Source organism: Kitasatospora sp. NBC_01539 (assembly GCF_045040525.1).
In the GTDB taxonomy this organism is placed as follows: Bacteria; Actinomycetota; Actinomycetes; order Streptomycetales; family Streptomycetaceae; genus Kitasatospora.
The window spans coordinates 4,561,206-4,584,893 of record NZ_CP109390.1 but is presented as its reverse complement, the minus strand read 5'-3'; the positions used below and the strand labels follow the sequence as shown (position 1 = coordinate 4,584,893).

At 72.9% G+C, this 23,688-nt stretch carries 19 protein-coding genes, 1 tRNA gene and 2 pseudogenes; 12 read left to right on the top strand and 10 right to left on the bottom strand.

The genetic code is table 11. The features are described from left to right. Positions 1 to 80: 80 nt before the first annotated feature. Genes OG335_RS19785 through OG335_RS19775 form a run of 3 tightly spaced genes read left to right on the top strand, consistent with a single transcriptional unit; the run spans position 81 to position 5,517 of the window. Complete coding sequence (locus OG335_RS19785) at positions 81 to 575, top strand: cobalamin-dependent protein (RefSeq protein ID WP_405012450.1); 495 nt, start codon at positions 81 to 83, stop codon at positions 573 to 575. Then, a complete protein-coding gene (locus tag OG335_RS19780; RefSeq protein ID WP_405012449.1) occupies positions 572 to 3,808 on the top strand; it encodes an FAD/NAD(P)-binding protein in 3,237 nt (1,078 codons plus the stop codon). The genes OG335_RS19785 and OG335_RS19780 overlap by 4 nt, the downstream gene beginning before the upstream one ends. Continuing rightward, the gene (locus OG335_RS19775; RefSeq protein ID WP_405012448.1) at positions 3,805 to 5,517 is read left to right on the top strand and encodes an AMP-binding protein; all 1,713 of its coding nucleotides are present in this window, start codon (positions 3,805 to 3,807) and stop codon (positions 5,515 to 5,517) included. The genes OG335_RS19780 and OG335_RS19775 overlap by 4 nt, the downstream gene beginning before the upstream one ends. A 94-nt stretch (positions 5,518 to 5,611) precedes the next feature. On the opposite strand, the gene OG335_RS19770 is transcribed toward OG335_RS19775, so the two are convergent. Beyond that, complete coding sequence (locus tag OG335_RS19770) at positions 5,612 to 6,217, bottom strand: TetR/AcrR family transcriptional regulator (RefSeq protein WP_405012447.1); 606 nt, start codon at positions 6,215 to 6,217, stop codon at positions 5,612 to 5,614. Positions 6,218 to 6,341: 124 nt separating this feature from the next. On the opposite strand from OG335_RS19770, the gene OG335_RS19765 reads away from it, so the two are divergent. Next, the gene (locus OG335_RS19765; protein ID WP_405012446.1) at positions 6,342 to 6,887 is read left to right on the top strand and encodes a carboxymuconolactone decarboxylase family protein; all 546 of its coding nucleotides are present in this window, start codon (positions 6,342 to 6,344) and stop codon (positions 6,885 to 6,887) included. A gap of 107 nt (positions 6,888 to 6,994) precedes the next feature. Continuing rightward, the gene (locus OG335_RS19760; protein WP_405012445.1) at positions 6,995 to 7,984 is read left to right on the top strand and encodes a LysR family transcriptional regulator; all 990 of its coding nucleotides are present in this window, start codon (positions 6,995 to 6,997) and stop codon (positions 7,982 to 7,984) included. Between the two features lie 24 nt (positions 7,985 to 8,008). Here OG335_RS19760 and OG335_RS19755 read toward each other — a convergent pair whose 3' ends face one another. Beyond that, entirely contained in the window at positions 8,009 to 8,839 is an 831-nt protein-coding gene (locus OG335_RS19755) for a putative protein N(5)-glutamine methyltransferase (protein WP_405012444.1), read from the bottom strand. A 287-nt stretch (positions 8,840 to 9,126) separates the two neighbouring features. Between OG335_RS19755 and OG335_RS19750 the strand changes: the two genes are divergently transcribed. From OG335_RS19750 to OG335_RS19740, 3 genes and pseudogenes are all read left to right on the top strand, one after another. Next, the gene (locus OG335_RS19750) at positions 9,127 to 9,714 is read left to right on the top strand and encodes a transglycosylase family protein (RefSeq protein WP_405012443.1); all 588 of its coding nucleotides are present in this window, start codon (positions 9,127 to 9,129) and stop codon (positions 9,712 to 9,714) included. A gap of 39 nt (positions 9,715 to 9,753) precedes the next feature. Then, positions 9,754 to 10,341: a hypothetical protein gene (locus OG335_RS19745; RefSeq protein WP_405012442.1), complete on the top strand. Its 588-nt coding sequence runs from the start codon at positions 9,754 to 9,756 to the stop codon at positions 10,339 to 10,341. 117 nt (positions 10,342 to 10,458) lie between these two features. Beyond that, a pseudogene (locus OG335_RS19740) lies at positions 10,459 to 11,440 on the top strand (IS481 family transposase). Positions 11,441 to 11,625: 185 nt separating this feature from the next. On the opposite strand, the gene OG335_RS19735 reads toward OG335_RS19740, so the two are convergent. The 3 genes from OG335_RS19735 to OG335_RS19725 all read right to left on the bottom strand — a co-directional run bounded on the left by OG335_RS19735 (position 11,626) and on the right by OG335_RS19725 (position 13,147). Continuing rightward, complete coding sequence (locus OG335_RS19735) at positions 11,626 to 12,051, bottom strand: cytotoxic translational repressor of toxin-antitoxin stability system (protein ID WP_405012441.1); 426 nt, start codon at positions 12,049 to 12,051, stop codon at positions 11,626 to 11,628. Next, the gene (locus OG335_RS19730) at positions 12,048 to 12,464 is read right to left on the bottom strand and encodes a prevent-host-death protein (protein WP_405012440.1); all 417 of its coding nucleotides are present in this window, start codon (positions 12,462 to 12,464) and stop codon (positions 12,048 to 12,050) included. The genes OG335_RS19735 and OG335_RS19730 overlap by 4 nt, the downstream gene beginning before the upstream one ends. Before the next feature lie 612 nt (positions 12,465 to 13,076). Further along, positions 13,077 to 13,147, bottom strand: a tRNA-Gly gene (locus OG335_RS19725). Between the two features lie 268 nt (positions 13,148 to 13,415). Here OG335_RS19725 and OG335_RS19720 point away from each other — a divergent pair. Together OG335_RS19720 and dcd are read left to right on the top strand one after the other, a co-directional pair. Next, the gene (locus OG335_RS19720) at positions 13,416 to 13,652 is read left to right on the top strand and encodes a hypothetical protein (protein WP_405012439.1); all 237 of its coding nucleotides are present in this window, start codon (positions 13,416 to 13,418) and stop codon (positions 13,650 to 13,652) included. 83 nt (positions 13,653 to 13,735) lie between these two features. Further along, a complete protein-coding gene (gene dcd / locus OG335_RS19715; RefSeq protein ID WP_405012438.1) occupies positions 13,736 to 14,311 on the top strand; it encodes a dCTP deaminase in 576 nt (191 codons plus the stop codon). A gap of 140 nt (positions 14,312 to 14,451) precedes the next feature. Here dcd and OG335_RS19710 read toward each other — a convergent pair whose 3' ends face one another. The 5 genes and pseudogenes from OG335_RS19710 to OG335_RS19690 all read right to left on the bottom strand — a co-directional run bounded on the left by OG335_RS19710 (position 14,452) and on the right by OG335_RS19690 (position 20,923). Next, entirely contained in the window at positions 14,452 to 14,931 is a 480-nt protein-coding gene (locus OG335_RS19710; protein WP_405012437.1) for a hypothetical protein, read from the bottom strand. Positions 14,932 to 15,106: 175 nt separating this feature from the next. Further along, positions 15,107 to 15,997 carry a metal-dependent hydrolase gene (locus OG335_RS19705; RefSeq protein WP_405012436.1) on the bottom strand — a complete coding sequence of 297 codons (891 nt, stop codon included), beginning with the start codon at positions 15,995 to 15,997 and terminating at the stop codon, positions 15,107 to 15,109. 139 nt (positions 15,998 to 16,136) lie between these two features. Beyond that, positions 16,137 to 17,063, bottom strand: coding sequence for a Yip1 family protein (locus OG335_RS19700; protein WP_405012435.1), 927 nt, complete (start codon positions 17,061 to 17,063; stop codon positions 16,137 to 16,139). Between the two features lie 203 nt (positions 17,064 to 17,266). Next, positions 17,267 to 18,331 (bottom strand): annotated as a pseudogene (locus tag OG335_RS19695) (sugar phosphate nucleotidyltransferase); the annotation flags it as partial. A gap of 369 nt (positions 18,332 to 18,700) precedes the next feature. Further along, positions 18,701 to 20,923 (bottom strand): (Fe-S)-binding protein, encoded by a 2,223-nt coding sequence (locus OG335_RS19690; protein ID WP_405012434.1) that lies wholly within the window; start codon positions 20,921 to 20,923, stop codon positions 18,701 to 18,703. A gap of 309 nt (positions 20,924 to 21,232) precedes the next feature. Here OG335_RS19690 and dnaK point away from each other — a divergent pair, with 309 nt between their 5' ends. Further along, positions 21,233 to 23,071, top strand: a complete 1,839-nt coding sequence (gene dnaK / locus OG335_RS19685) for a molecular chaperone DnaK (protein WP_405012433.1) — start codon at positions 21,233 to 21,235, stop codon at positions 23,069 to 23,071. Further along, positions 23,068 to 23,676 (top strand): nucleotide exchange factor GrpE, encoded by a 609-nt coding sequence (gene grpE, locus OG335_RS19680; protein ID WP_405012432.1) that lies wholly within the window; start codon positions 23,068 to 23,070, stop codon positions 23,674 to 23,676. Before dnaK ends, grpE begins: the two co-directional genes overlap by 4 nt. Positions 23,677 to 23,688 lie beyond the last annotated feature (12 nt).

The window sequence follows — 23,688 nt, the reverse complement described above, 5'->3', positions numbered from 1 at the left end:
ACCGGGCGCGCCCGGCACCACCGGACGCCGCCGGCACCACCCCGGCCCTGCGCCGCCCCGCCGCCATCCGAGGAGTAGCCATGTCGCCTTCCCGAACCGCCACGCCGCACGCGCTGCGCCCGGCCGCACCGCTGGAGCCGGCCGAGAGCCGCCGCGTGCTTCTCACCACCGGCTCGTCCGACGCGCACACCTGGAACCTCGTGCACCTGCAGCTGCTGCTGGAGGAGCACGGCCACTCGGTGCTCAACCTCGGCCCCTGCGTGCCCGAGCAGCTGCTCGTCGACACCGCGCAGCTGACCCGGCCCGACCTGGTCGTGCTCAGCTCGGTCAACGGCCACGGGCACCTCGACGGGCTGCGCGCCGCCCGTGCCCTGCGCGCCGACCGCACCACCCGGGACATCCCCATGGTCATCGGCGGCCTGCTCGGCATCTCCCCCGAGGGCGCGGAGCAGCGCACCGCCGAACTCCTCGCGGCCGGTTTCGACCAGGTGCACCCGGACGGCACCGACCCGTCCGTGCTGCTCGCCTTCCTCGCCGACCTGCCCGTCCTGTGTACCGAGCGGGCCGCCGCGTGAGCCGCTCCCCCGCATCCCCACCGGACCTCGGCAGTTACGTCCGCGCCGCCGCCACCGCCGGCGAACTCGTCGTCCAGCCCCGCATGGGCATGGCCGTCCCGAGCGAGATGGCCGCCGGACTCACCGCGGTCGCGGGCCTGGCCGAGCGCACCGTCGCCACCATCACGCTCGACAGCTACACCCGGGTCGGCGACCACAGTGCCGCCGTCGCCGCCGTCCGCGCCGGCAAGCCGCTCAACGGCTTCCCGCTGGTCGGCCACGGCCCGCGGACGACCGCCAAGGTGGCCGCCGCCGCCGGACGCCACACCCCCGTCCAGGTGAGGCACGGCTCCGCCGACCCCCGCGCGATCTTCCGCACGATGGCCGCCGCCGGCCTCGGCACCAGCGAGGGCGGCCCCGTCTCGTACTGCCTGCCCTACGGGCGGACCCCGCTCGCGGAGTCGGTCGCCGCCTGGCGCGAGGCCGTCCGCACCCTCGCCGAGGAGAGCCGGGCGCACGGCATCCGGGCCCACCTGGAGTCGTTCGGCGGCTGCCTGCTCGGGCAGCTGTGCCCGCCGTCGCTGCTGGTCGCGATGTCGGTCCTGGAGTGCCTGTTCTTCGCCCAGAACGGCATGACGAGCGTCTCCCTCAGCTACGCGCAGCAGACCAGTCCGCAGCAGGACGTCGAGGCGCTGGCCGCCCTCCGCCTGCTCGCGGAGGAACTCCTGCCACCCGGTGTCGACCGCCACGTGGTGCTGTACACCTACATGGGCGTCTTCCCGCGCAGCGTGCCCGGGGCCGGCCTGCTGCTCGCCCGCAGCGCCGAACTCGCCGTCCGCGGCGGCGCCGAGCGCCTCATCGTGAAGACCGAGACCGAGGCGCACCGCATCCCCACGGTCGCCGAGAACCTCACCGCGCTGCGCACCGCCGCCGCCCAGGCCCGTCGCGCCCGCCGCGAACTCGCCGACTCCCCGCGCGAACCGGGCGGCGAGGCCACCGAGGTGCTGCTGGAGGCGCGGGCGCTCATCACCGCCGTCCTCTCCCTCTCGGACGACGTCGGCACGGCGCTGCTGCGCGCGTTCCACCGCGGCATCCTCGACATCCCGTACTGCCTGCATCCCGACAACCGGGGTGCGGCACGCGGCACCATCACCGACGACGGCCGGCTGCGCTGGTCCGAGGTCGGTGCGATGCCGCTGCTCGCCACGGTCGGCCGGTCCGGCGCGATGACGTCCGCCCGGCTGTCGCAGATGCTGCGCCGGGTCGCCGAGCAGCACGACCGCGAGGCCGCCCGGCAGGCCCCGGAGCCGGAGGCCGTCCACACCGAGCCGGCGCCGCTGCGGATCGGCCTGGTCGGCGGCGGGCCGCGCGGCCTGTCGGTGCTGGAGCGGCTCGTCGCCCGCTGCCACGAGCAGCCGCCGGCCCGGCCGGTGGAGGTCACCGCGATCGACCCGTACTGCATCGGTGTCGGCCGGATCTGGCGGCCGGAGCAGTCCCGGTGGTTCCTGATGAACACCCCGGCGCGGGAGGTCACGATGTTCTCGGGGCCGTCCGACGGCGGCCCGGCCCGGCCCGGCGCCGGTCCGACGCTCGCCGAGTGGTGGGAGGCCGACGACCCCGAGCACGCCGAGCCCGAGGGCTACGCGCCGCGCGTCGTCTACGGCCGGTACCTGCGGTTCGTCCTCGGGCTGGTGATGAACGCGCAGGCACCCGGCCTGACGATCCGTGCGGTGCGGTCGCGGGTGCTGACCGCCGACCGCGGCCACGGCCCGAACGCGCTCGGCGAGCCGGTGCACCGGCTGCGGCTGGAGCGCGGCGACGTCATCACCGTCGACCGGCTGGTGCTCGCCTCCGGCCACCCCACCAACGAGCTCGACGAGCAGCAGACCGAGTGGCAGGCCTTCGCCGAGGAGCGTCCGCCGCTGCGGTACGTGACCGGCGACTCCGCCGCCGAGATGCCGCTCGACACCATCCCGCCGGGCACCACGACGGGCATCCTCGGCATGGGCCTGACGTTCTACGACGTCGTCGCCGCGCTCACGCTCGGCCGCGGCGGCCGGTTCACGCCCGCCGAGGGGGGCGGCCTGCGCTACCTGCCCAGCGGGCAGGAGCCGCTGATCGTGCCCGCCTCACGCAGCGGCATCCCGCTGCTGACCCGCGGACGCAACCAGAAGAGCGCCGACTTCCGTTACCGCGCACGGCTGTTCACCGCGCAGCGGATGGGCGCCGTGCGCGCCGCCGGACCGGTGGACTTCCAGTCGCAGGTGCTGCCCTGGCTGCTGGCCGAGATGAACCTCGTGCTCCTCGGCACGCGGCTGCGGCACAGCACCGGCCCGGACGCGGAGCGGGAGTTCGGCGACCTCGCCGCGGCGACCTTCCGCGAGGAGCCGCCCAGCCCGGCCGAACTCGGCGTTCTGGCAAGCGGTTTCGGCGACGCCGGGGAACCCCTCGGGGCGCTCTGGCGGCTCTCCCGGCCGTTCGCCGGACAGCGTTTCGCCAACCCGGCGGACTACCGGCGGGCCCTCACCGCCTGGCTCCGCGAGGACTGCGCCGAGGCGCTGCGCGGCAACGTCGACGGCCCGGTGAAGGCGGCGAGCGACGTGCTGCGCGACGTCCGCGCGACGATCCGGTCGGTCGTCGACTTCGCCGGGCTCACCCCCGACTCGCACCGGCGCTTCCTCGCCGACTTCAACCCGGTCGCCGCGGTGATCTCCACCGGGCCGCCCGCGCAGCGCACCGAGCAGTTCCTCGCCCTGCTCGAAGCGGGCGTGCTGGCACCGGCCGGCCCGGCCGCACGCTTCCGCACCGACCGCGAACTCGGCTGCTTCACCGTCGAGTCGGGCCAGGTCGAGGACTCCCGGGTACGGCTCGGCGCCCTGATCGACGCCCGGGTGCCCAGCACCGACCTGCGCTCCGACCGCGATCCGCTGATCCGCGGGCTGCTCGCCGACGGCGTGATCCGCACCTTCGTCAACTCCTGGGCGGGCGGCGCCTTCGACACCGGCGGCATGGCCACCACCGACACGCCGTTCCACCCGGTGCGGGCCGACGGCGCGATCGAGCGCAGCATGTACGTGCTGGGCATCCCGAGCGAGCACACCCGCTGGTTCACCCAGGTCGGCAGCGGCCGTCCGGGGCCGTGGGGCGCGTTCACCCGGGACGCCGACGCCATCGCCGAGTCGCTGCTGGCGGGGGCGGGGACGCCGGCCGCCGAGGTGGCGGCCGCGGTCCCGGCCGGGAGGGCGGGCCGGTGACCGGAGAACTCCCCGCCGGCTACTGGACGCACCGCAGGACGGCGGCGCACCTCGCGTTCCGCGAGGCCCGCGACCGGCTGCTCGACCTGCGCGACGACCTGGCGGCGGCCCGCGCCGCCCACCGGCCGCCCCGGCCCGCCGCGTTCAACTGGGCCCTGGAGTGGTTCGACGTCGTGGCGGCCGACGCCGCGGGCCCGGCCCTGCAACTGCTGGCGCCCGCCGGCCCGGACGGCCGGGCGGCCGTCGCCGAGGAGACCGGCTGGGCCGAACTCTCGGCGCGGTCCGACACCCTGGCGGTCGCACTGACCGCGCTGGGCGTGGCCCGCGGCGACCGTGTGCTGCTGCTGCTCGGCACCCGCACCGAGCTCTGGGAGAGCCTGCTCGGCTGCCTCAAGCTCGGTGCGGTGGTGGTGCCGTCGTACCAGGACGTGACCCGGGAGGAGGCCGCCGACCGCATCGTCCGCGGCCGGATCCGGCACGTGCTCTGCTCCGCGGACACGGCCGCCCTGGTCGACGGCCTGCCGGTGCCGGGCCGCCGGATCACCCTGGGCGACCGGCCCGGGCCCGGCTGGGACGCGTACCCCGACACCCGCTCGGTGCACCGGCCCTTCCTGCCGGACGGCCCCACGCCTGCGGACGACCCGGCCTTCTGCTACTTCACCTCCGGCACGACCTCGCTGCCGAAGCTGGTCGAGCACACCCACACCAGCTACCCGGTCGGCCACCTCTCCAGCCTCTACTGGAACGGCCTCCGGCCCGGCGACCGGCACCTCAACCTCTCCGCCCCCGGCTGGGCGAAGCACTCGTGGAGCAGCTTCTTCGTGCCCTGGACGGCCGGTGCCACGGTGCTGGCCCCGCCCGACGGCGGCCTCGCGCCGGAGGTGCTGCCGGGCGTGCTCGCGGAGCACGCCGTCGACAGCTTCTGCGCACCGCCCAGCGCCTGGCGGGCGATGCTCCCGCACCTGCACCGTACGGGCGGTGCGGCCGTCCGGCTGCGGGAGGCCACGGCGGCCGGCGAGCCGCTGACGGAGGAGGTGTCCGCCGCGGTCGCCGCCGCCTGGGACGTGCAGGTCCGGGACGGCTACGGGCAGACCGAGGCGACCGCGCTGATCGGCCGCACCCCGGGCGGTCCCGCACCGGACTCCCCGCTGGGCCACCCGCTGCCCGGCTGGACGGTGGTGCTGCGGGATCCGGCGACCGGTCTGACCGGCGACTCCGGCGAGGTCTGCCTCGACCTGTCCGATCACCCGGTCGGCCTGATGGCCGGTTACGCGGACGACCCGGCCCGGACCGCCGCCGCCCTCGCCGACGGCCTGTACCGCACCGGCGACGTCGGCGAGCGGTGCGCGGACGGCTCGATCCGTCTGCTCGGCCGCCTCGACGAGGTGTTCAAGTCGTTCGGGCACCGGGTGTCGCCGGTGGAGATCGAGGCGGTGCTCCGCAGCCACCCCGAGGTGGCGGACGCCGCGGTCGTGCCGCGGCCCGACCCGGCGGGCGGGCTGGTGCCGTACGCGGTGGTGGCGACGCACCGGGAGCCCCCGCAGGGCCCGGGTGCGGCCCGGCTGCGCGGCGAGCTGCTGGCGAGGGCCGCCGAACGGCTCGCGCCGATGTTCGTCCCGCGCGGGCTGGAGTTCGCGGCCGACCTGCCGCGGACCCGGTCGGGCAAGGTGCGCCGGTCGGAGCTGGCCGCGCGGTTCGCGGGCGGCTGACCGCCCCTGCCCTGCCGGCCCTGCCGGCTCGCCGCCGACGGACGGGCGCGACCGACGGGCGCCGACTGCGTGGCGGGCAGGCGGGCGGGCGTGGTCAGCCGGGCGGCGTCCGGTCGTGGCCGGCCGTCGGCGCCGCGCCGCGGTCGGCGGTGGAGAGCAGGGCCTCGGCGACGGCACGGGCCCGCGGGGCCGCGTCGACGGTGCGTTCGCGCAGGGCGGTGATGATGGCGCCGTCGCCGAGCAGGGCGAGCTGCCGGGCGAGGTCGAGGTGGCCGCGGTACCCGGCGGCGGCCAGCAGGGTGTCCAGGTAGTCGACGACCTTCTGCTTGTGCTCGGCGGCGACCCGGTGCGCGGGGCTCTGCGGGTCGGCCTCCTCGACCATGGTGTTGATGAAGGCGCAGCCGCGGAAGTCCGCCGCGGCGAAGCGCTGTGCGAGGCCGTCGAAGAGGGCGAGCGGCAGGTCGCCGGGCGGGCGGGGGCTGGTGTCGACGGTGTCGGCGAGCCAGGCGCGCCAGGCGGCGTCGCGGCGCCGCAGCACCTCCACGACCAGGTCGTCCTTGCCGGGGAAGTGCCGGTAGAAGGAGGCGCGGCCGACCCCGGAGTCGCTCAGGATGCGTTCGATCCCGACCGCGCGGATGCCCTCCTCGTAGAACAGCCGGTCAGCCGCGGTGAGGAGGCGTTCTCTCGCATTGCTCGGCATCCGAAAACGGTACCACTCGGTTCTGATTCTCCGATGGACGTTGACGCATGTCGGTACCGATCGGTACCGTCCTTGGTGTTCGGTACCGCTCGGTTCCATCTTTCGCCGCCACCGAGGAGACACCATGTCCCGTCTGCCCCAGCTCACCGCCGAGACCGCCAACGAGGAGCAGCGCGAACTCCTGGAGAGCACCCTCAAGCAGCTCGGCAAGGTGCCGAACCTGTACGCGGCCCTCGCCAACGGCCCCGCCGCGCTGCGCGGCTACCTGGCCATGCGGGAGGCCCTGGTCGGCGGCACGTTCAGCACCAAGCAGCGCGAGCAGCTCGCCCTCTTCATCGCCCAGCGCAACAGCTGCACCTACTGCGTCTCCGCGCACACCATGCGCGGCGGCCGCGTCGGCCTGAGCGAGGACCAGCTGCTCGCCACCCGCCGCGGCACCGACACCGACCCGCACATGGACCAGGTGCTCAAGCTGACCGGCGAGGTCATGGCCAGCGGCGGACGGGTGAGCGACACCGCCCTCGCCGAGGCCCGCGCCGCCGGCGTCACGGACGCCGAGATCGCCGAGATCGTGGGCCACGTCGCCCTGAACGTGCTCTCCAACTTCTTCAACCACGTCGCCGAGCCGGAGCTCGACTTCCCGCTGGTCGACGCCCACACCCTGGACTGACGGGCCGCGGCGCGGGGCCGGACCTCAGCACTCCGGCCCCGCCGCCCACCGACAGCCGTCACCCCACCACACCACGGGCACCACACGGGCGGCACGCGGGAGCAGCAGTGGACATCGACATCAAGACCCTGAGAACGTTCTGCGAGGTCATCAGAACCGGCTCGTTCACGAGTGCCGCCCAGCGGCTCGGCTACTCGCAGTCGAGCGTGACCGCCCAGATGCGCGCCCTGGAGAGACAGGTCGGCGAACCCGTCTTCCTGCGGCTGCCCAACGGCGTGCGCCTCACCCCCGCCGGTTCCACACTCCGCGGCTACGCAGGCCAACTCCTCACTCTGGTAGGCGAGATGGAGCACGCCCTGCGCGGCCCGACCGCTCCCGTCCCACGGCTCAAGGTCGGTCTGGCACCCGCCCTCGCCTACGGCGAACAGCTCGCCAGGATCGCCCGGTTCGGCCGCCGGCTGCTGCCGGACGTCCAGCTCGCCCTCCGGGTGATGGGCACCGCCGAGATCCACGCGGCCCTCCGGACGGGCACCCTCGACGGCGCCATCCTCCTCACCGGACGCGACCACCACCGCCCCGCCGCACCGGCGTTGGCCACTGCGGTGCCCGCCACGGCCGGCCGGGCCGACGCCGAGGCGCGGACCGCCGTCCTCGCCCGGCGCGCCTCCGCCGCACCCGGTCGCACGGACGGGCCCCAGGCCGAGATCGACGTCCAGGAGCTGGAGTTCACGCCCAGCACCCGGGCCGTCGGACGGATCACCGGCACCTGCCGGCAGGTCGTCGTCGCCGACCCCGACTGCCCCTCGCAGCGCTGGCTCCCCGAATTCCTGCGCCTGCGCGGCGGCGAGACGCCCGAGAGCCTCGAACTCGGCTCCATGGACGGCGTCCACGCCACCGTGCAGGGCGGCCTCGGCTGCGCCATGCTGCCGTCCGGCCTGGCCGGCTCCGCCGACGGGGCCGGCCTCGCGCCGATCCCCGGCGTACCGCGGATGCAGTGGACGGTCTCGCTTCTCGCCGCCCGCGGCAAGGAGATCCGCGACAGCCACCGCCAGGGCCTCGCCGACGCCATCCGGCTGGCACTCACCTGCCCGGTATGACCCCGGCCCGTGGGGACGAGCGGCTCAGTCCGCTCGGTCCGCTCGGTCCGCTCGGCCGACGAGAGTACCGACCACCACCGTCGCCTCCAGGTCCTCGCAGACCACCACCCGGGAGGCCAGCCCGGCCGCGGTGAAGGCCGCCACCGTGCCGGCCGCCTGGCGGCCGCTCGTCTCGATCAGCAGTCGGCCGGCCGGCGCCAGCCACTCCGGCGCCCCCGCGGCCACCCGCCGCTGGACGTCCAGGCCGTCGGCGCCGCCGTCCAGGGCGACCGGCGGCTCGTGGTCCCGGGCCTCCGCGGGCAGCAGCGCGAGGGCCGCGGTCGGCACGTACGGCGCGTTCACGACCAGCAGGTCGACCCGGCCGCGCAACGACGACGGCAGCGGCTCGTAGAGGTCGCCCACGTACACCGCGCCGCCGAACGGCCCGACGTTGCGCCGGGCGCAGTCCACCGCCACCGGGTCGATGTCCGCCGCGTACAGCTCGGCCCGGCCCAGCGCCGACGCCACCGCCGCGCCCACCGCCCCGGCCCCGCAGCACAGATCCACCACGACCGCGGGCGACGGCACCCCGCCGACCGCCTCGACCGCCTGGGCGACCAGGAACTCCGTCCGCCGCCGCGGCACGAACACACCCTCCCGGACCTCGATCCGCAGACCGCCGAACTCGGCCCAGCCGAGGACGTGTTCGAGCGGAAGACCGCCCTCGGCCCGCCGCGCCACCAGGGCGTCGAGCTCCTCGGGGGTACGCGCCGCGGAGACGAGCAGTTCCGCCTCGTCCTCGGCGAAGACACAGCCCGCGGCACGCAGCCGTCCGACGACGGCGGAGACGACCCGGGCGGAGAAGAAAACAGACATGAGAGCCTCTCGGGGACAACCGACAGGTGTCCCACGGCCCACCTACAGAAGGCCACCGGAGGGGGACACCCGACCTGCACGTGCGTTGATCGGACTCACCTCCTCGACTGGTCACCGACTGGTGCACACGGACCCTACCAGGGCCCCGCCGCCACCCGGGTGGACCGCGGCGGCCGGACGGGTGAGCCGACGGACCCGCCTGCCGCCCGCCCGGCACGGCGGCGTGCATGGGTGGAACGCGGCGCCCCCGGGCGTCCGTCCCCCGTCCCCGACGCCATGAGGTGCCCGTGCCGGTCCGCCCGCCGCTGCCCCGCAGCGTGCCGAAACTCCTGCTGCTCCTGCTGTGCGTCTCCGGCCTGTCCGCCCTGCCAGGCCAGGCCGCGGCGGCCACCGCACGGCCCGCCCCCGCCGCGGCACCCGCCTCGGCCGGTGTCGACTGGGACGCCCTGGCCCGGTGCGAGAGCGGCGGCCGGTGGCACATCGACACCGGCAACGGCTACTTCGGCGGCCTGCAGTTCGACCGGGCCACCTGGCGCGAGCACGGCGGCCTCCGCCACGCACCGCGCGCCGACCTCGCCACCCGCGAGCAGCAGATCGCCGTCGCCGAGCACCTCGCCGCCCTGCGCGGCCTCGCCCCCTGGCCGGTGTGCGGCGCCCGCGCGGCCCGGACGGTCGAGCAGCCCCCGCCCGCGAACACCGACCACGCCGGGGCGGCACGCTGGACCGTCCAGGAGGGCGACACCCTCGACGCGGTCGCCGAGGCGCACCGCATCCCCGGCGGCTGGCCGGCCCTCCACGACCTCAACCGCGACACCCTCGGCGACGACCCCGACCTCCTCCTGCCGGGCCAGGTGCTCCGACTCGCCGGCCCCTGACCCGTAGCGGTTGTCGGTGCCCGGTGGCACCATGCCCACGTGCTGATCCCTGGATACGAGGACGCCCCCCTCACCCCGGGCGACGACCTGCCGGCGCGCCCCGGATTCTGGACCGCCCACCTGCGACGGCTCGCACCGGACGACGGCCCCTGCCCCGACCACGGCCCCGCCGACGCGGACTCCGAGGCTGCGCTGGCCGCGCTCACCGACCCGACCGCCTGGCCCGTGCTGCGCCTCCCCCTGCCGCACGGCTGCACCATCCTGGTCGTCCACCGCAACGCCACCGCCCGCACCGGCACCGACATCCTGCTGAGCCGGCCCCGCCGCAGGTACCCGAACCGGCTCGCCCGCACGGGGGACGCCGCCGACGGCCCCGGCCTGAGCTGGCAGGCGCTCACCACCGCGGCCCGCCGCACCGGCGACGGCCACGGCATCACCGGCCGGCACGCCCGCCTGCTCCTCCTGCTGCCCGCCCTGCGCCGCCGCACCGCCCTGCCCTCGGACGCCGCCGTCACCGTCGCGAGCGCCCTCACCGCCGTCGGCGTCCCCCTGCCGCACCGCGCCACCCTCGCCGCGGCCCTGCTGCCGCCCACCGGCACCCGCGCCGCGGAACGCCACGCGGCCTAGGTGTACTGACCACGGAGGTTGGTGACAGGGCTCACGGCGTGGTGATCTTGAAATGAGTGAGGGCCTTCTGGCCCGGTGTGGATTGCGACATCTGCACCGGCTCCCGGAAAGGCCCTCATGCCACACCGCAACGCACCGCTGACCGAGACCGGACGCCTGCGCCTGGCCCACTAGCGTGGTCGAGGACGGCCGGCCACTGCGATGGGCTGCCGAGCGCTTCCAGGTCTCACCGACCACCGCCAAGCGCCGGGCGGACCGCTACCGCGCCTTGGGCGAGGCCGGCATGAGCGACCACTCCTCCCGCCCGCACCGCAGCCCCCGCCGGACCCCGACCCGCACCGAGCGGCGGATCATCAGGGTCCGCGTCCTGCGACGCCGGGGACCAGCCCGCATCGCCCACCCGCTGAAGCTCAACCCGGCCACCGTGCACCGCGTCCCGACCCGCTACCGCCTCGCCCGTCTCACGCACCTGGACCGTGCCACCGGACGCGTCATCCGGCGCTACGAACACGCCGCGCCGGGCGACCTGGTCCACGTCGACATCAAGAAGCCCGGCAACATCCCCGACGGCGGCGGCCACCAGGCCCTCGGCAGAGCGGCCGGCCGCAAGAACCGCTCCGGCGCCGGCTACAGCTACCTCCACAACGCCGTCGACGACCACTCCCGCCCGGCCTGCAGCGAGATCCTGACCGACGAGCGCAAGGAGACCGCCACCGCGTTCTGGACCCGCGCCCAGGACTTCTTCGCCCAGGCCGGGATCACCGTCCAGCGCGTGCCGACCGACAACGGCTCCTACTACAAGTCCCACCTCTGGCGCGATGTCCTGGCCTCGGCCGGGATCGCCCACAAGCGAACCCGGCCCTACCGGCCCCAGACCCACGGCAAAGTCGAACGCTTCAACCGCACCCTGCTCGACGAATGGGCCTCCACGCAGGCCTACCGCACCGAGCAGGAACGCCGCGACGCCTACCCCGCCTGGCTCCACACCTACAATCACCACCGCGGACACACCGCACTCGTCGGCAAGCCACCCGCCAGCCACGTCCCCAACCTCACGGGTCAGAACAGCCAGTCACCTTGGCGGGCCCAATGGTGCTGAACGAGCGAATTGAGTCGGTTCGCGCTCGACACGCGCGGCTGGTGCCACACTTGCAACCGCGGCTAACCGCTGTTTACCGTGCGGACTGGTGCGCTTTACCGTGCGGACTGGTGCGCTTGAAGTACCACGGCGCTGAAGCAGCCGTGTGCATGAGCCGTGCAAGCCCCTCTGCGGACACGGGCCTGCTACTCCCCGTCCGTCCAGTAGCGCTGGAGCCGCACCACCGCTTCGTTCTTGTCCATCTTGGCGACCAGATTCTCGGCAAGACCGACCCGGTTGATCAGCAGATGGACCAGATCTGCCGGGAGAGCCTCGGAGGAGGGCTCGGGCGAGCCTCGGTCGGGTAGTTCCCCGTCCAGTACACAGGCCCAGAACTCTCCTTCCGCCACCTCCAGTTGGTCGCGGATAATGTGCCCCCAGATGCCACCGCCGTAAGCGGTCCGGTTCACAGGGTGCGAAATCCGAGTGCGCAGGATCCGACCGTCGAACAGGCCGAGTTCGTAGGTGACGTGGTGCGTACCCGTACGCCCTCGCGCATCCCTGACGCGCTCCCAGTCTTCGACCCGGCAGAACTGGTCGTGGCGCTCGCGGGTCGGCTGGGGCCAGGTCATCGGGCCGCTCCGACCAGCCAGTCGCGCAGCTGATCATCGTCGCTGAGACTGATCAACTGCACCAACCCCCAGTTGTCCCGATGATTCGGCGCGCTTTGCAGCCGCTCCTGCCAGTCCTCGGCGTACTCCCGCAGCGCGTCGAGCATCTCGCCGATCGCCTCGTCGAAGGTCGCCCCGTCCGCAGCGACCGGCAGTCCCGGAATGAAAACGGACCAGCCGCCGCCCTCCGCAACCACCTGGGCTCGCGACACGCACACCGTGGAGAGGAAGTGCCGCAGCCGCTCGACGTCCACCACCGCCGCTCTGCCCGCGTCCCGCCGCACCGTGGCAACCCGCCCCTGCTCCGCCGCGTCCAGGAGGTCCTTCAGATGCGAGCGCGCTTCCGTGTAGCTCTCGTAGTGCACTGCCGACATGACACATCTCCTCGGATCTCCTTCAGAGTCCCTCAGAGACCTACGTACGTCAAGTACGTCACGTACTTGATTCGACCTGCGCCGCGCATGCTGCGCTATCCGCAACCAGCTCAACCGCGCTCGGCGGTCCGGGCAGTCCCGGCGCGTGGACACGGAGAGGAAGAGCCGACAACATCTGGGCTGGACAGCCGCCACGCCAAACGAGGCTCTGACACGCCTCGACCGCGATGATGGCCGGGCGCACGCGCGTGCGATTCGCAAGGCTCCGGCCAACGGCGGAACTCTCCCCCACGCCGAGATCTCCAGGATTGGCAACTGCGAACCAGGTCGGATGCCACGAGAGTTCACAGGGCCGACCAACCGGATCGTCGACCGCGTGCGCCGCCCGCAGGATTCCTGCACCTGCGGTCCCCGCAATCGAGCCGGCCTGCAACGGCAACCCAAAAGGCTCATAGCTCAGACCAGTTGATCGAGGACCGATGGCGACCATACGGCGGCTGACAGCCCTGCACCGCCAGCAGCTGCGACCACCGGTGCGCCAATGGCGTGAGTCTCGGAATTGGTCCGGACAACAAGAGAGCCCCAGGCCATTGGCCTGGGGCTTCACCTCTGAGCGGGCGACGAGAATCGAACTCGCGCTATAAGCTTGGGAAGCTCATGTTCTACCATTAAACTACGCCCGCATCTGACGAGCCGTCAGCGACCGCTCGATCGATCACCACTGTACCCCATCCGGCGAGCGGCACGGCGTCCCCCGCGGACGCGCCGCGGGGCCGTGCGGGCGGGTGGCCGGGGGGCGTACTGTGTGGGCCGTTCCCGTGACGGGCGGCGGCGAGCCGCTCCGTGGAATGTCCGGAACATCCCCTAATGTGACGCTGCGCTCGCGGCGCGGACCAGGCCCGGGCCGACGGCCGCGCCGGGGCGTGAGGCGGACGGGGAACACGGGGAAGTATGGGAAGGGGATCGATGGAGCAGCGCACCGTCGTTCGTTGTGCCGAGGGGCACCTGTTCAGCACCACCACGTTCCCGATGCAGAATCTCGGGCCCGCGCGGCTGGGGCCGGGCCGGCTCATCAGGTGTCCGCAGTGCGGACGGCTGCGGAGTTCGGTGCCGGCGGACGTGAGCGAGCTGTCGGGAGCGCAACTGGCGCGCGCGATGCGGCTGGAGGCCGTGGAGTTCCTCGCCTGAGGGCGGTCGGACAGCGGCGGTGGGCCCCGGGCGGTCGGATCCTGATTCGTCCGGGGCCCTTCGTTGCCCGTAACCTCGACTGCGTGCTGCTCTCTGACAAGGACATCCGGACCGAAATCGACAAGGGTCGGGTCGTCGTCGACCCGTTCGAGCCTGAGATGGTCCAGCCGTCCAGCATCGACGTCCGGCTCGACCGCTTCTTCCGGGTGTTCGAGAACCACCGGTACCCGCACATCGACCCGCGCGAGGAGCAGCCCGACCTGACCAGGCTCGTCGAGCCGGACGGGGACGAGGCGTTCATCCTGCACCCGGGCGAGTTCGTGCTGGCCTCGACGTACGAGGTGATCACGCTGCCCGACGACGTGGCCTCGCGGCTGGAGGGCAAGTCGAGCCTGGGCCGGCTGGGCCTGCTCACGCACTCCACGGCGGGCTTCATCGACCCGGGCTTCAGCGGTCACGTCACGCTGGAGCTGTCGAACGTCGCGACGCTGCCGATCAAGCTCTACCCGGGCATGAAGATCGGGCAGCTCTGCCTGTTCCGCCTGTCGTCGCCGTCCGAGCACCCGTACGGCTCGGCGCGGTACGGCTCGCGCTACCAGGGCCAGCGCGGCCCGACGCCGTCGCGGTCGTACCTGAACTTCCACCGCACGGACGTCTGACCGGGGTCTTCACCCGCGCAACCCACGCACCCACGCACGCGACAGCGGGCCGCCGATCGGTGATCGGCGGCCCGCTGTCGTGCGGGTGCCCTACTCGGCGCCGTTGCTCGGCGCCGCTGCTCGGCCCGTTACTTGGCCCGTTACTTGGCGTCGGTCAGGCAGAGCACGAACTTCTCGCTGCCCAGCTGCTGGGCGAGGCCGGCGGTGTAGCCCTCGACGGACTCGCAGGCCTGGGGGTCGAAGCTGTTGTCGACGACCGACAGCACCTTGTAGTTGGCGGCGGCGTCGCCGCAGTCGAGGGTCTTGACGTCCGGGTTGTTGTCGCTGCCGCTGACCTTCACGCACTGGCCGGGCTTGGCGTGCACCGGGTCGTCCGAGAGGAGGTCGCCGACGGCGACCTTCACACCGATGATGACCACGAACGTGATCACACCGGCGATGATCTTCTTCGCCTTGCCCTTCTTCGGGGCGGCCGGCGGGACGGCCTGGGCGTACCCGCCGGGCAGCTGGCCGGGCGAGGCGTAGCCGGGTGCCGGCTGACCGGGGGCGGGCTGACCGTAGGCCCCCTGAGCCGACGGGTCGGCGGCGGGCTGGCCGTAGGGCGGCTGCGGGGAAGTCATGGTGATCCTCGGCGGTGAGCGGGTCGGCTTCTGGCGGATTGCAGGCGAACGCTACCGACGGGCACCACCGGGCCGGGCCACGCAATTCGATCAAATGCCGCATTACTGTACTACGTTATGGATCTGCAACGCCGAATTCGGACAAATACCGGAACTTCTTGCCGTTTCGGTGAGTTCAGGCCCGCTTCGGCCGGGTGACGGCCACCAGCTCGCTGCCGTCGGCGGAGAGGCTCAGCTCGGTGCGCAGCTCGGAGAGCTCCCCGAGGTTGTGCAGGTGGGTGCCGCCGCAGAAGATCTCCGCGCGGCCGGCGGGCAGCTCGCACTGCCAGCGCCGGCGGGCGGTCAGCTCGGGCCCCGGCACGTCGATCCGGACGGCGGCGTCGGCCGCGATCCAGGCGGCGAGTTGCGCGTCGACCGCCTCCGTGACGGCCTGCAGGTCGTCCGCGAGGGCGGCGAGACCGTCTCCGGCCTCGGTGGTGAAGCCCTTCTTCCGGAGCGACTTGCCGAGCCGGTAGGTGTCGGTGCTGGCCTCGGTGTCCATCACCGAGGACGCCATGGCGAGGCTGTCGAAGTCGGGGTTGCCGAAGGCGTCGCGGCGGCCCGGGTCCTTGCGCCAGCGCGGGGCGAGCGCGGCGTTGAGGGCGAGGGCGAGCAGGTGGCAGCCGCTGTGCGCGGCGGAGAGCAGGGCGCGGCGTCCGGCGTCGACCCGCAGCTCCGCGGTGCTGCCGACGGCGTCCGCGGGCTCGCCCTCGACGACGTGCAGCACCAGCCAGGACCACGCCTCGTCGCCGCGGCGCACCGGGATGTCGGCGCCGACCAGCAGGCCGCCGCCGTCGGGCCCGACGGCGCCGGTGAGGCAGTCGACCACGGGGTGCGCGACACCGGCGACGGTGAGCGTGCCGAGGTCGGCGGGCTGGTCGGGCCAGGTGTGGTCGAGCGGGTGGAAGGGCGTCGCCGCGGTGACGACGGCGTACCGGCCGCCCTCCAGCGGGTGCACGGCGAGCACCGGGGAGTCGCCGCTCACCGCGCCGGACGGGAAGGTGACGTGGGTGGTGGGGAGGGTCATGAGGGTGCTCCGGGCAGCGGCGTGGGAGGGACGTGGACGGACCGTCCACCCTATCGCCGCGGCCCGGGCCCCCTGCGGTCCGCGGCGGCCGACCGGGCCGGGGTGCGTTCCGGCCGGGCCGGGAGGCCGCGGTACGGCGTCAGCTGAGCGTCGGCAGCTTGATCAGGACGAGCAGTGCAAGCAGCTGCAGTGCGGAGGCTCCGGCCGCCTTGCCCCAGGGCAGGTCGTGCACCCGGCGGACCATCGTGGTCAGCAGCACGGCGCAGACCAGCCAGGTCACCCAGCCGACCACCTGCACGACCACGTTGTCGCCGGGCAGGAAGAGCGCCAGGAGCAGGCGCGGCACGTCGCTCGTCCAGCCGATCAGCACGGCCAGGCCGACGGTCGACTGCCACGGGCCGTCCCCGCCGAGCTGCCGGGCGAGGGCGTACGTGACCCCGCCGAGCATCGCCCCGGCGAGCGCGAACCCGATCGCGGCGGCGACGAGCGCCCACGCGGCGACCGAGAAGGTGGAGTTGACGATGTCGTCGCGGGTGGAGCCCATGCCGAACACCGCGAGCACGCCGTAGACCAGGGACACGACCAGGGCCGGGAGCCACGCCTGGTGGTCGCGCATGCGGTCGAAGGTGCGGGCCGGCTCGCGGTAGATGCCGACGAGCAGTTCCTTCCAGCCCGGCCGGGGCCCGGCGATGCGCGGGGCGACCTGCCCGCCGGCCCGGTAGACGCCGACGTTGTCCTGGGCGGCCGGGTACGGCTCGTCCTGGTAGCCGTGGTCCCCGGCGACGGGGAAGGCCCGGGTGTAGCCCTGCTGGTCCGCGCCGTAGCCGTCCGCGGGAACGCCGGGGTACACCGGCCCGCCCGGGTACGGCTCGCCGGCCCCGGGGGGCGGTCCGTCGGGTCCCTGCGGGGTGTTCGGTCCGGGGTACCCCTGGTAGGGCGCCGTGAAGTACTCGGGCTCCCCGGTGGGCCCGCCGGCGGACTGCTGCCGCGGCGACGGGTCGGCGGGCGCGGACCATCCCCGTCGGGGATCGGCGCCCTGCCCGTTGTCGTATCGATTGCCAGCCACGCCTCGACGGTACCCGCTCGGGCTGACCGGCCGTCGGCCGAGCGCGGGGCGGGCGCCGGATTGCAGCCGTCCTGTGACGACCGGGCCGCCTGCCGGGAGCCCGGCAGGCGGCCCGGGGGTCAGCGCTGGGCGCCGATGGCCGGCCCGTGCACGGCGGCGGCGGCGGACTCGCCGGCCGGGCAGCCGCCGGGGCCCGCGGTGGTGCGCACGGCGCCGACCGGCAGCAGGGTGCCGCAGGCGATGCGGAGGCCGCTCGGCAGCTCGTTGTCGGACTCGACGGTGGCGCCGTCGCCGATGACGGCGCCGTCCAGCGAGGTGCGGGCGCCGATGACGGCGTACGCGCCGACGATGGAGTCCTTCACGAACGCGTCCGCGCCGATCACCGCGCCGGGCAGGACGACGCTGCCCTCGACGATCGCGCCGGCCTCGATCTCGGCACCCTCGGAGACGACGGTGCCGTTGCCGAGCACCGCGCCCGGGTCGACCTGGGCGCCGGGCAGGAGCAGCGCCTCACCGGTCGGGCCGGGGACGGCCGGGGAGTCGACCTTGCCGAGGACGAGGTCGGCGGAGCCGCGGACGAACGCGGCGGGCGTCCCGAGGTCCAGCCAGTACGAGGTGTCGACGACGCCGCGGAGGTGCGCCCCGGTGGAGAGCAGCTCCGGGAAGGTCTCGCGCTCGACGGAGACCTCGCGGCCCGCCGGGATGCGGTCGATCACCGAACGGGTGAAGACGTAGCAGCCGGCGTTCACCTGGTCGGTGACGATCTGCTCGGGCGTCTCGGGCTTCTCCAGGAACTCCAGCACCCGGCCGTCGGCGTCGGTCGGCACCAGGCCGAAGGCGCGCGGGTCCTCGACCCGGGTCAGGTGCAGGGTGACGTCGGCGCCCGCGGCGACGTGGCCGTCCCGCAGCGCCGCGATGTCGAGGCCGGAGAGGATGTCGCCGTTGAAGACGAGGACCGGCTCGTCGGGGCCGCAGGTGAGGCCCTCGGCGGCGTTGCGGATGGCGCCGCCGGTGCCGAGCGGCTCCTTCTCGGTGAAGTAGACGAGCTCGATGCCGTAGGGGCTGCCGTCCTGGAAGTGGTCCTCGAAGACCTCGGCCAGGTAGGAGGTGGCCAGCACGACCCGGGTGACGCCGGCCGCGGCGGCGCGGGCCAGCTGGTGCGCGATGAAGGGCACCCCGGCGACGGGCAGCATCGGCTTCGGCGTGTGGGTGGTCAGCGGGCGCAGCCGGGTGCCCTTGCCACCGACCAGCATGATCGCTTCGGTCATGGTGTGAGCTTCTCCCCTAGTTCCGGTACAGGCCCGGTCTTCGTCATCGGCGACCGGTGCCGTGTTCGACGGCGTGGCTGGCTCCGGGCCCCTCCGGCCCTCCGCCAGCAGACCCGCAGACCGCGCGTCCAGCGCCTACTGTATTTGCTCCCGGGCGCCCTCGTTCCCGAGGCTCCCCCGTTGTCTCCTCCACCGGCGTGCGGTGCCCTGCGCGCGCACCCCGGCCAGGTCCGGGGCGCAGCGGGCCCCGGCACCGCCTGTCGCCGCGCCCGGGCCCGCCTCGTGCCGCCACCGCCCGGACGGCACCGGCCCCGTGCGCCACCGGGGCGTACGGGGCCGGTGTGGCCGGTGGAGCCGGCGGCCGGGCCGTCAGGCGTCGACGGGCTCCGGGTCGGGCTCGGGCTCGACCGGCTGGGCCTTGACGGAGTCGAGCAGCAGCTGCGCCACGTCGACGACCTTCAGGTGCTCCTTGGCCGCGCCCTCGTTCTTCTTGCCGTTGACCGAGTCGGAGAGCATGACGAGGCAGAACGGGCACGCGGTGGAGACGATGTCCGGGTTGAGGGACAGCGCCTCGTCCACGCGCTCGGTGTTGATGCGCTTGCCGATCCGCTCCTCCATCCACATCCGCGCGCCGCCGGCGCCGCAGCAGAAGCCGCGCTCCTTGTGGCGGTGCATCTCCTGCTGGCGGAGGCCCGGGACCTTGTCCATGATCTCGCGCGGCGGGCTGTAGACCTTGTTGTGGCGGCCCAGGTAGCAGGGGTCGTGGTAGGTGATCAGGCCCTCGACGGGGTTGACCGGGACGAGCTTGCCCTCGTCGATGAGGTGTTGCAGCAGCTGGGTGTGGTGGATGACCTCGAAGTGACCGCCCAGCTGGGGGTACTCGTTGGCGATGGTGTTGAAGCAGTGCGGGCAGGTGGCGACGATCCGCTTGACCGGGGCGTCCTCCAGCGCGGCGTTCAGCGTCTCGACGTTCTGCGCGCCGAGCATCTGGAAGAGGAACTCGTTGCCCAGGCGGCGGGCGGAGTCACCGGTGCAGGACTCCTCCTTGCCGAGGATCGCGAACGCCACGCCCGCGGTGTGCAGGAGCTCGGCGAAGGCCTTGGTGGTCTTCTTGGCCCGGTCCTCCAGGGCCCCGGCGCAGCCGACCCAGTAGAGGTACTCGACCTCGGCGGGGTCGATGTCCTCACCGATCACCGGCACCTCGATGCCGGTCTCCTTCTTGAGCTCCTTGACCCAGTCGAGGCGGGCCTTGGTGGCCATGCCCCACGGGTTGCCCTTGTTCTCCAGGTTCTTGAGCATCGTCCCGGCCTCGGTCGGGAAGGAGCTCTCGATCATGACCTGGTAGCGGCGCATGTCGACGATGTGGTCGATGTGCTCGATGTCGACCGGGCACTGCTCGACGCAGGCGCCGCAGGTGGTGCAGGACCAGAGGACGTCGGGGTCGATGACACCGCCCTCCTCGGCGGTGCCGACGAGCGGGCGCTCGGCCTCGGCGAGGGCCGCGGCGGGCACGCCGGCGAGCTGCTCGGCGGTGGCCCGCTCCTCGCCCTCCATGTCCTTGCCGCCGCCGGCGAGGAGGTAGGGGGCCTTGGCGAAGGCGTGCTCGCGGAGGCTCATGATGAGGAGCTTCGGGGAGAGCGGCTTGCCGGTGTTCCACGCGGGGCACTGCGACTGGCAGCGGCCGCACTCGGTGCAGGTGGAGAAGTCGAGGATGCCCTTCCAGGAGAAGTGCTCGACCTGGGAGGCGCCGAAGACGGCGTCGTCGGCCGGGTCCTCGAAGTCGATCGGCGTGCCGCCGCTCGTCATCGGGCGGAGGGCGCCGAGGGCGGTGCCGCCGTCGTCCTCGCGCTTGAAGTAGATGTTGAAGAACGCGAGGAACCGGTGCCAGGCGACGCCCATCGAGGGGTTGACGCCGATGGTGATCGCCCACGCGAAGGAGATGCAGATCTTCAGCATCGCGAAGAGGTAGACGAGGTTCTCCAGGGTGCCGTGCGACAGGCCCCGGAAGGCCGCGACCAGCGGGTAGGAGATCAGGTAGGCCGGGTCGTACGACTCGACGCCGGCGAGCGCGCCCTCCAGGCCGCGGAGGATCATGATGCAGAGGCCGATGCCGAGGATCGTGTACTCGACGTAGAAGGCCTGCCAGGCGATCGAGCCGGCGAAGCGGGACTTGCGGCCGGCGCGGGAGGGCAGGCTCAGCAGCCGGATCACGATGAGGGCGGCGATGCCGAGGGTGGTCAGGGTGCCGATGAGCTCGGTGAAGACCTCGAACGGCAGCCAGTGGCCGATGACCGGCAGCACCCACTCGGCGTCGAAGAGCTGGCCGAAGGCGTTGACCAGGGTCAGCACGAGCGAGAAGAAGCCGACCGCGACGAACCAGTGGGCGACGCCGACGACGCCCCAGCGGTTCATCCGGGTGTGGCCGAGGAACTCGACCGCGACCGTCCTCACCCGCTGCACGGGCTGTCCCGTACGGGTGGGGTCCGGCTGGCCGGTCCTCACCACGTTGTAGATGTACGCGGCCGCGCGTGCGGCGAGCGCGGTGCCGATCACAGTGGTGACCAGCGAGATGACGATCGCTGCTAGCTGCATCGGCTCTCCGTCTCCAGCGGCTGAGTCAAGGGTGGTCCCCTTGAGTGTACTGGTCGGTAACTTATCGACCCAACGCCCGGACATTACCGTCCCGTAGCACTCCATCAGAAGGTGCTCAAGATATGGCGACTGTCACTAAGGACATACTCACCCACCGGGCGGTGCCGCATGCCGCACGGCACTCCCACTCGGACGGAGCATCCGTCGCGCAGCAAAGTTGAGCGCCACCGGCTCAGGCCTGTTGACGGTCCACGATCGGTCGTGCATGCTTGAGCGCGTACCACTCAACTCTTCGTGGAGGTATTTACGATGGCACGCGCGGTCGGCATCGACCTCGGTACGACGAACTCCGTCGTCAGCGTTCTTGAGGGCGGTGAGCCCACGGTCATCACCAACGCCGAGGGCGCTCGGACCACGCCGTCCGTCGTCGCTTTCGCCAAGAACGGCGAGGTCCTGGTGGGCGAGGTCGCCAAGCGCCAGGCGGTCACGAACGTCGACAGGACCATCCGGTCGGTCAAGCGCCACATGGGCACCGACTGGAAGATCAACCTGGACGGGAAGGACTTCAACCCCCAGCAGATCTCCGCCTTCATCCTGCAGAAGCTCAAGCGGGACGCCGAGTCGTACCTGGGCGAGACGGTCACCGACGCCGTCATCACCGTCCCGGCGTACTTCAACGACTCCGAGCGCCAGGCGACCAAGGAGGCCGGTGAGATCGCGGGCCTCAACGTCCTGCGCATCGTCAACGAGCCGACCGCCGCCGCCCTGGCCTACGGCCTCGACAAGGACGACCAGACCATCCTGGTCTTCGACCTCGGCGGTGGCACCTTCGACGTCTCCCTGCTGGAGATCGGCGACGGCGTCGTCGAGGTGAAGGCGACCAACGGCGACAACCACCTCGGCGGCGACGACTGGGACCAGCGCGTCGTCGACCACCTGGTGAAGGTCTTCCACTCCGGTCACGGGGTCGACCTCTCCAAGGACAAGATGGCCCTCCAGCGCCTCCGCGAGGCGTCGGAGAAGGCCAAGATCGAGCTGTCCTCGTCCTCCGAGACCTCGATCAACCTGCCCTACATCACGGCCTCCGCCGAGGGCCCGCTGCACCTGGACGAGAAGCTCTCCCGCGCCCAGTTCCAGCAGCTCACCGCGGACCTCCTGGACCGCTGCAAGCACCCGTTCCACAACGTCATCAAGGACGCCGGCATCGCGCTGTCCGAGATCGACCACGTGGTCCTGGTCGGCGGCTCCACCCGCATGCCGGCCGTCGCCGAGCTCGTCAAGGAGCTGACCGGCGGCCAGGACGCCAACAAGGGCGTGAACCCGGACGAGGTCGTCGCCATCGGCGCCGCCCTGCAGGCCGGTGTCCTCAAGGGCGAGGTCAAGGACGTCCTGCTGCTCGACGTCACCCCGCTGTCCCTCGGCATCGAGACCAAGGGCGGCATCATGACCAAGCTGATCGAGCGCAACACGACGATCCCGACCAAGCGCTCCGAGATCTTCACGACGGCCGAGGACAACCAGCCGTCCGTGCAGATCCAGGTCTACCAGGGCGAGCGCGAGATCGCGGCGTACAACAAGAAGCTCGGCATGTTCGAGCTGACCGGTCTCCCGCCGGCCCCCCGCGGCCTGCCGCAGATCGAGGTCACCTTCGACATCGACGCCAACGGCATCATGCACGTCGGCGCGAAGGACCTCGGCACCGGCAAGGAGCAGCGGATGACCGTCACCGGCGGCTCCTCGCTGCCGAAGGACGAGGTCGACCGCATGCGCCGCGAGGCCGAGCAGTACGCGGAGGAGGACACCAAGCGCCGCGAGGCCGTGGAGACCCGCAACCAGGGCGAGCAGCTCGTCTACTCGACCGAGAAGTTCATCGCGGACAACTCCGACAAGCTCCCCGCCGACGTCAAGACCGAGGTCGAGACCGCGATCGGCGAGCTCAAGGAAGCGCTGAAGGGCGAGGACATCGCCACGATCCGCGAGGCCACCGAGAAGGTCTCCACCACCGCCCAGAAGCTCGGCGCCGCGCTGTACGCGCAGGCCGACGCCGCGGGTGCGGCCGGTGCGGGTGCCGACGCGGGCGCCAAGGACGACGACGTGGTCGACGCGGAGATCATCGACGACGAGAAGCCCAAGGGCGGTGCCGCATGACGGAGAAGCCGCAGGGCGGCAAGCCCGGCGACGACTCCGCCGCCGAGGAGGCCGTTCTCAAGGCCGCCGAGGAAGCCGTCGCCGGGTCCGGCGCCGACGAGCTCGCCGCCGCCAAGCGTGAGGCGAGCGAGCGCACCGCCGACCTGCAGCGTCTGCAGGCGGAGTACCAGAACTACCGCAAGCGGGTCGAGCGCGACCGTCTGACGGTCCGCGAGATCGCCGTCTCCAACATCCTGGAGGCGCTGATCCCGGTGCTGGACGACATCGGCCGCGCCCGCGACCACGGTGAGGTGACGGGCGGCTTCAAGTCCGTCTCCGACAACCTGGAGACGGTGGTCGCCAAGCTGGGCCTGCAGCAGTTCGGCAAGGAGGGCGAGCCCTTCGACCCGACCCTGCACGAGGCGCTGATGCACAGTTACTCCTCGGACGTCACCGAGGACACCTGTGTGCAGATCCTGCAGCCGGGTTACCGGATCGGCGAGCGGATCATCCGCCCGGCGATGGTCGCCGTCGCGGAGCCCCAGCCGGGCACCCAGACCACGTCCGCCCCGGACGCCGCCGACAAGGCGGAGTCCGACAAGGGTGACGGCGCGGCGGACAGCTGACAATCTGTGCGC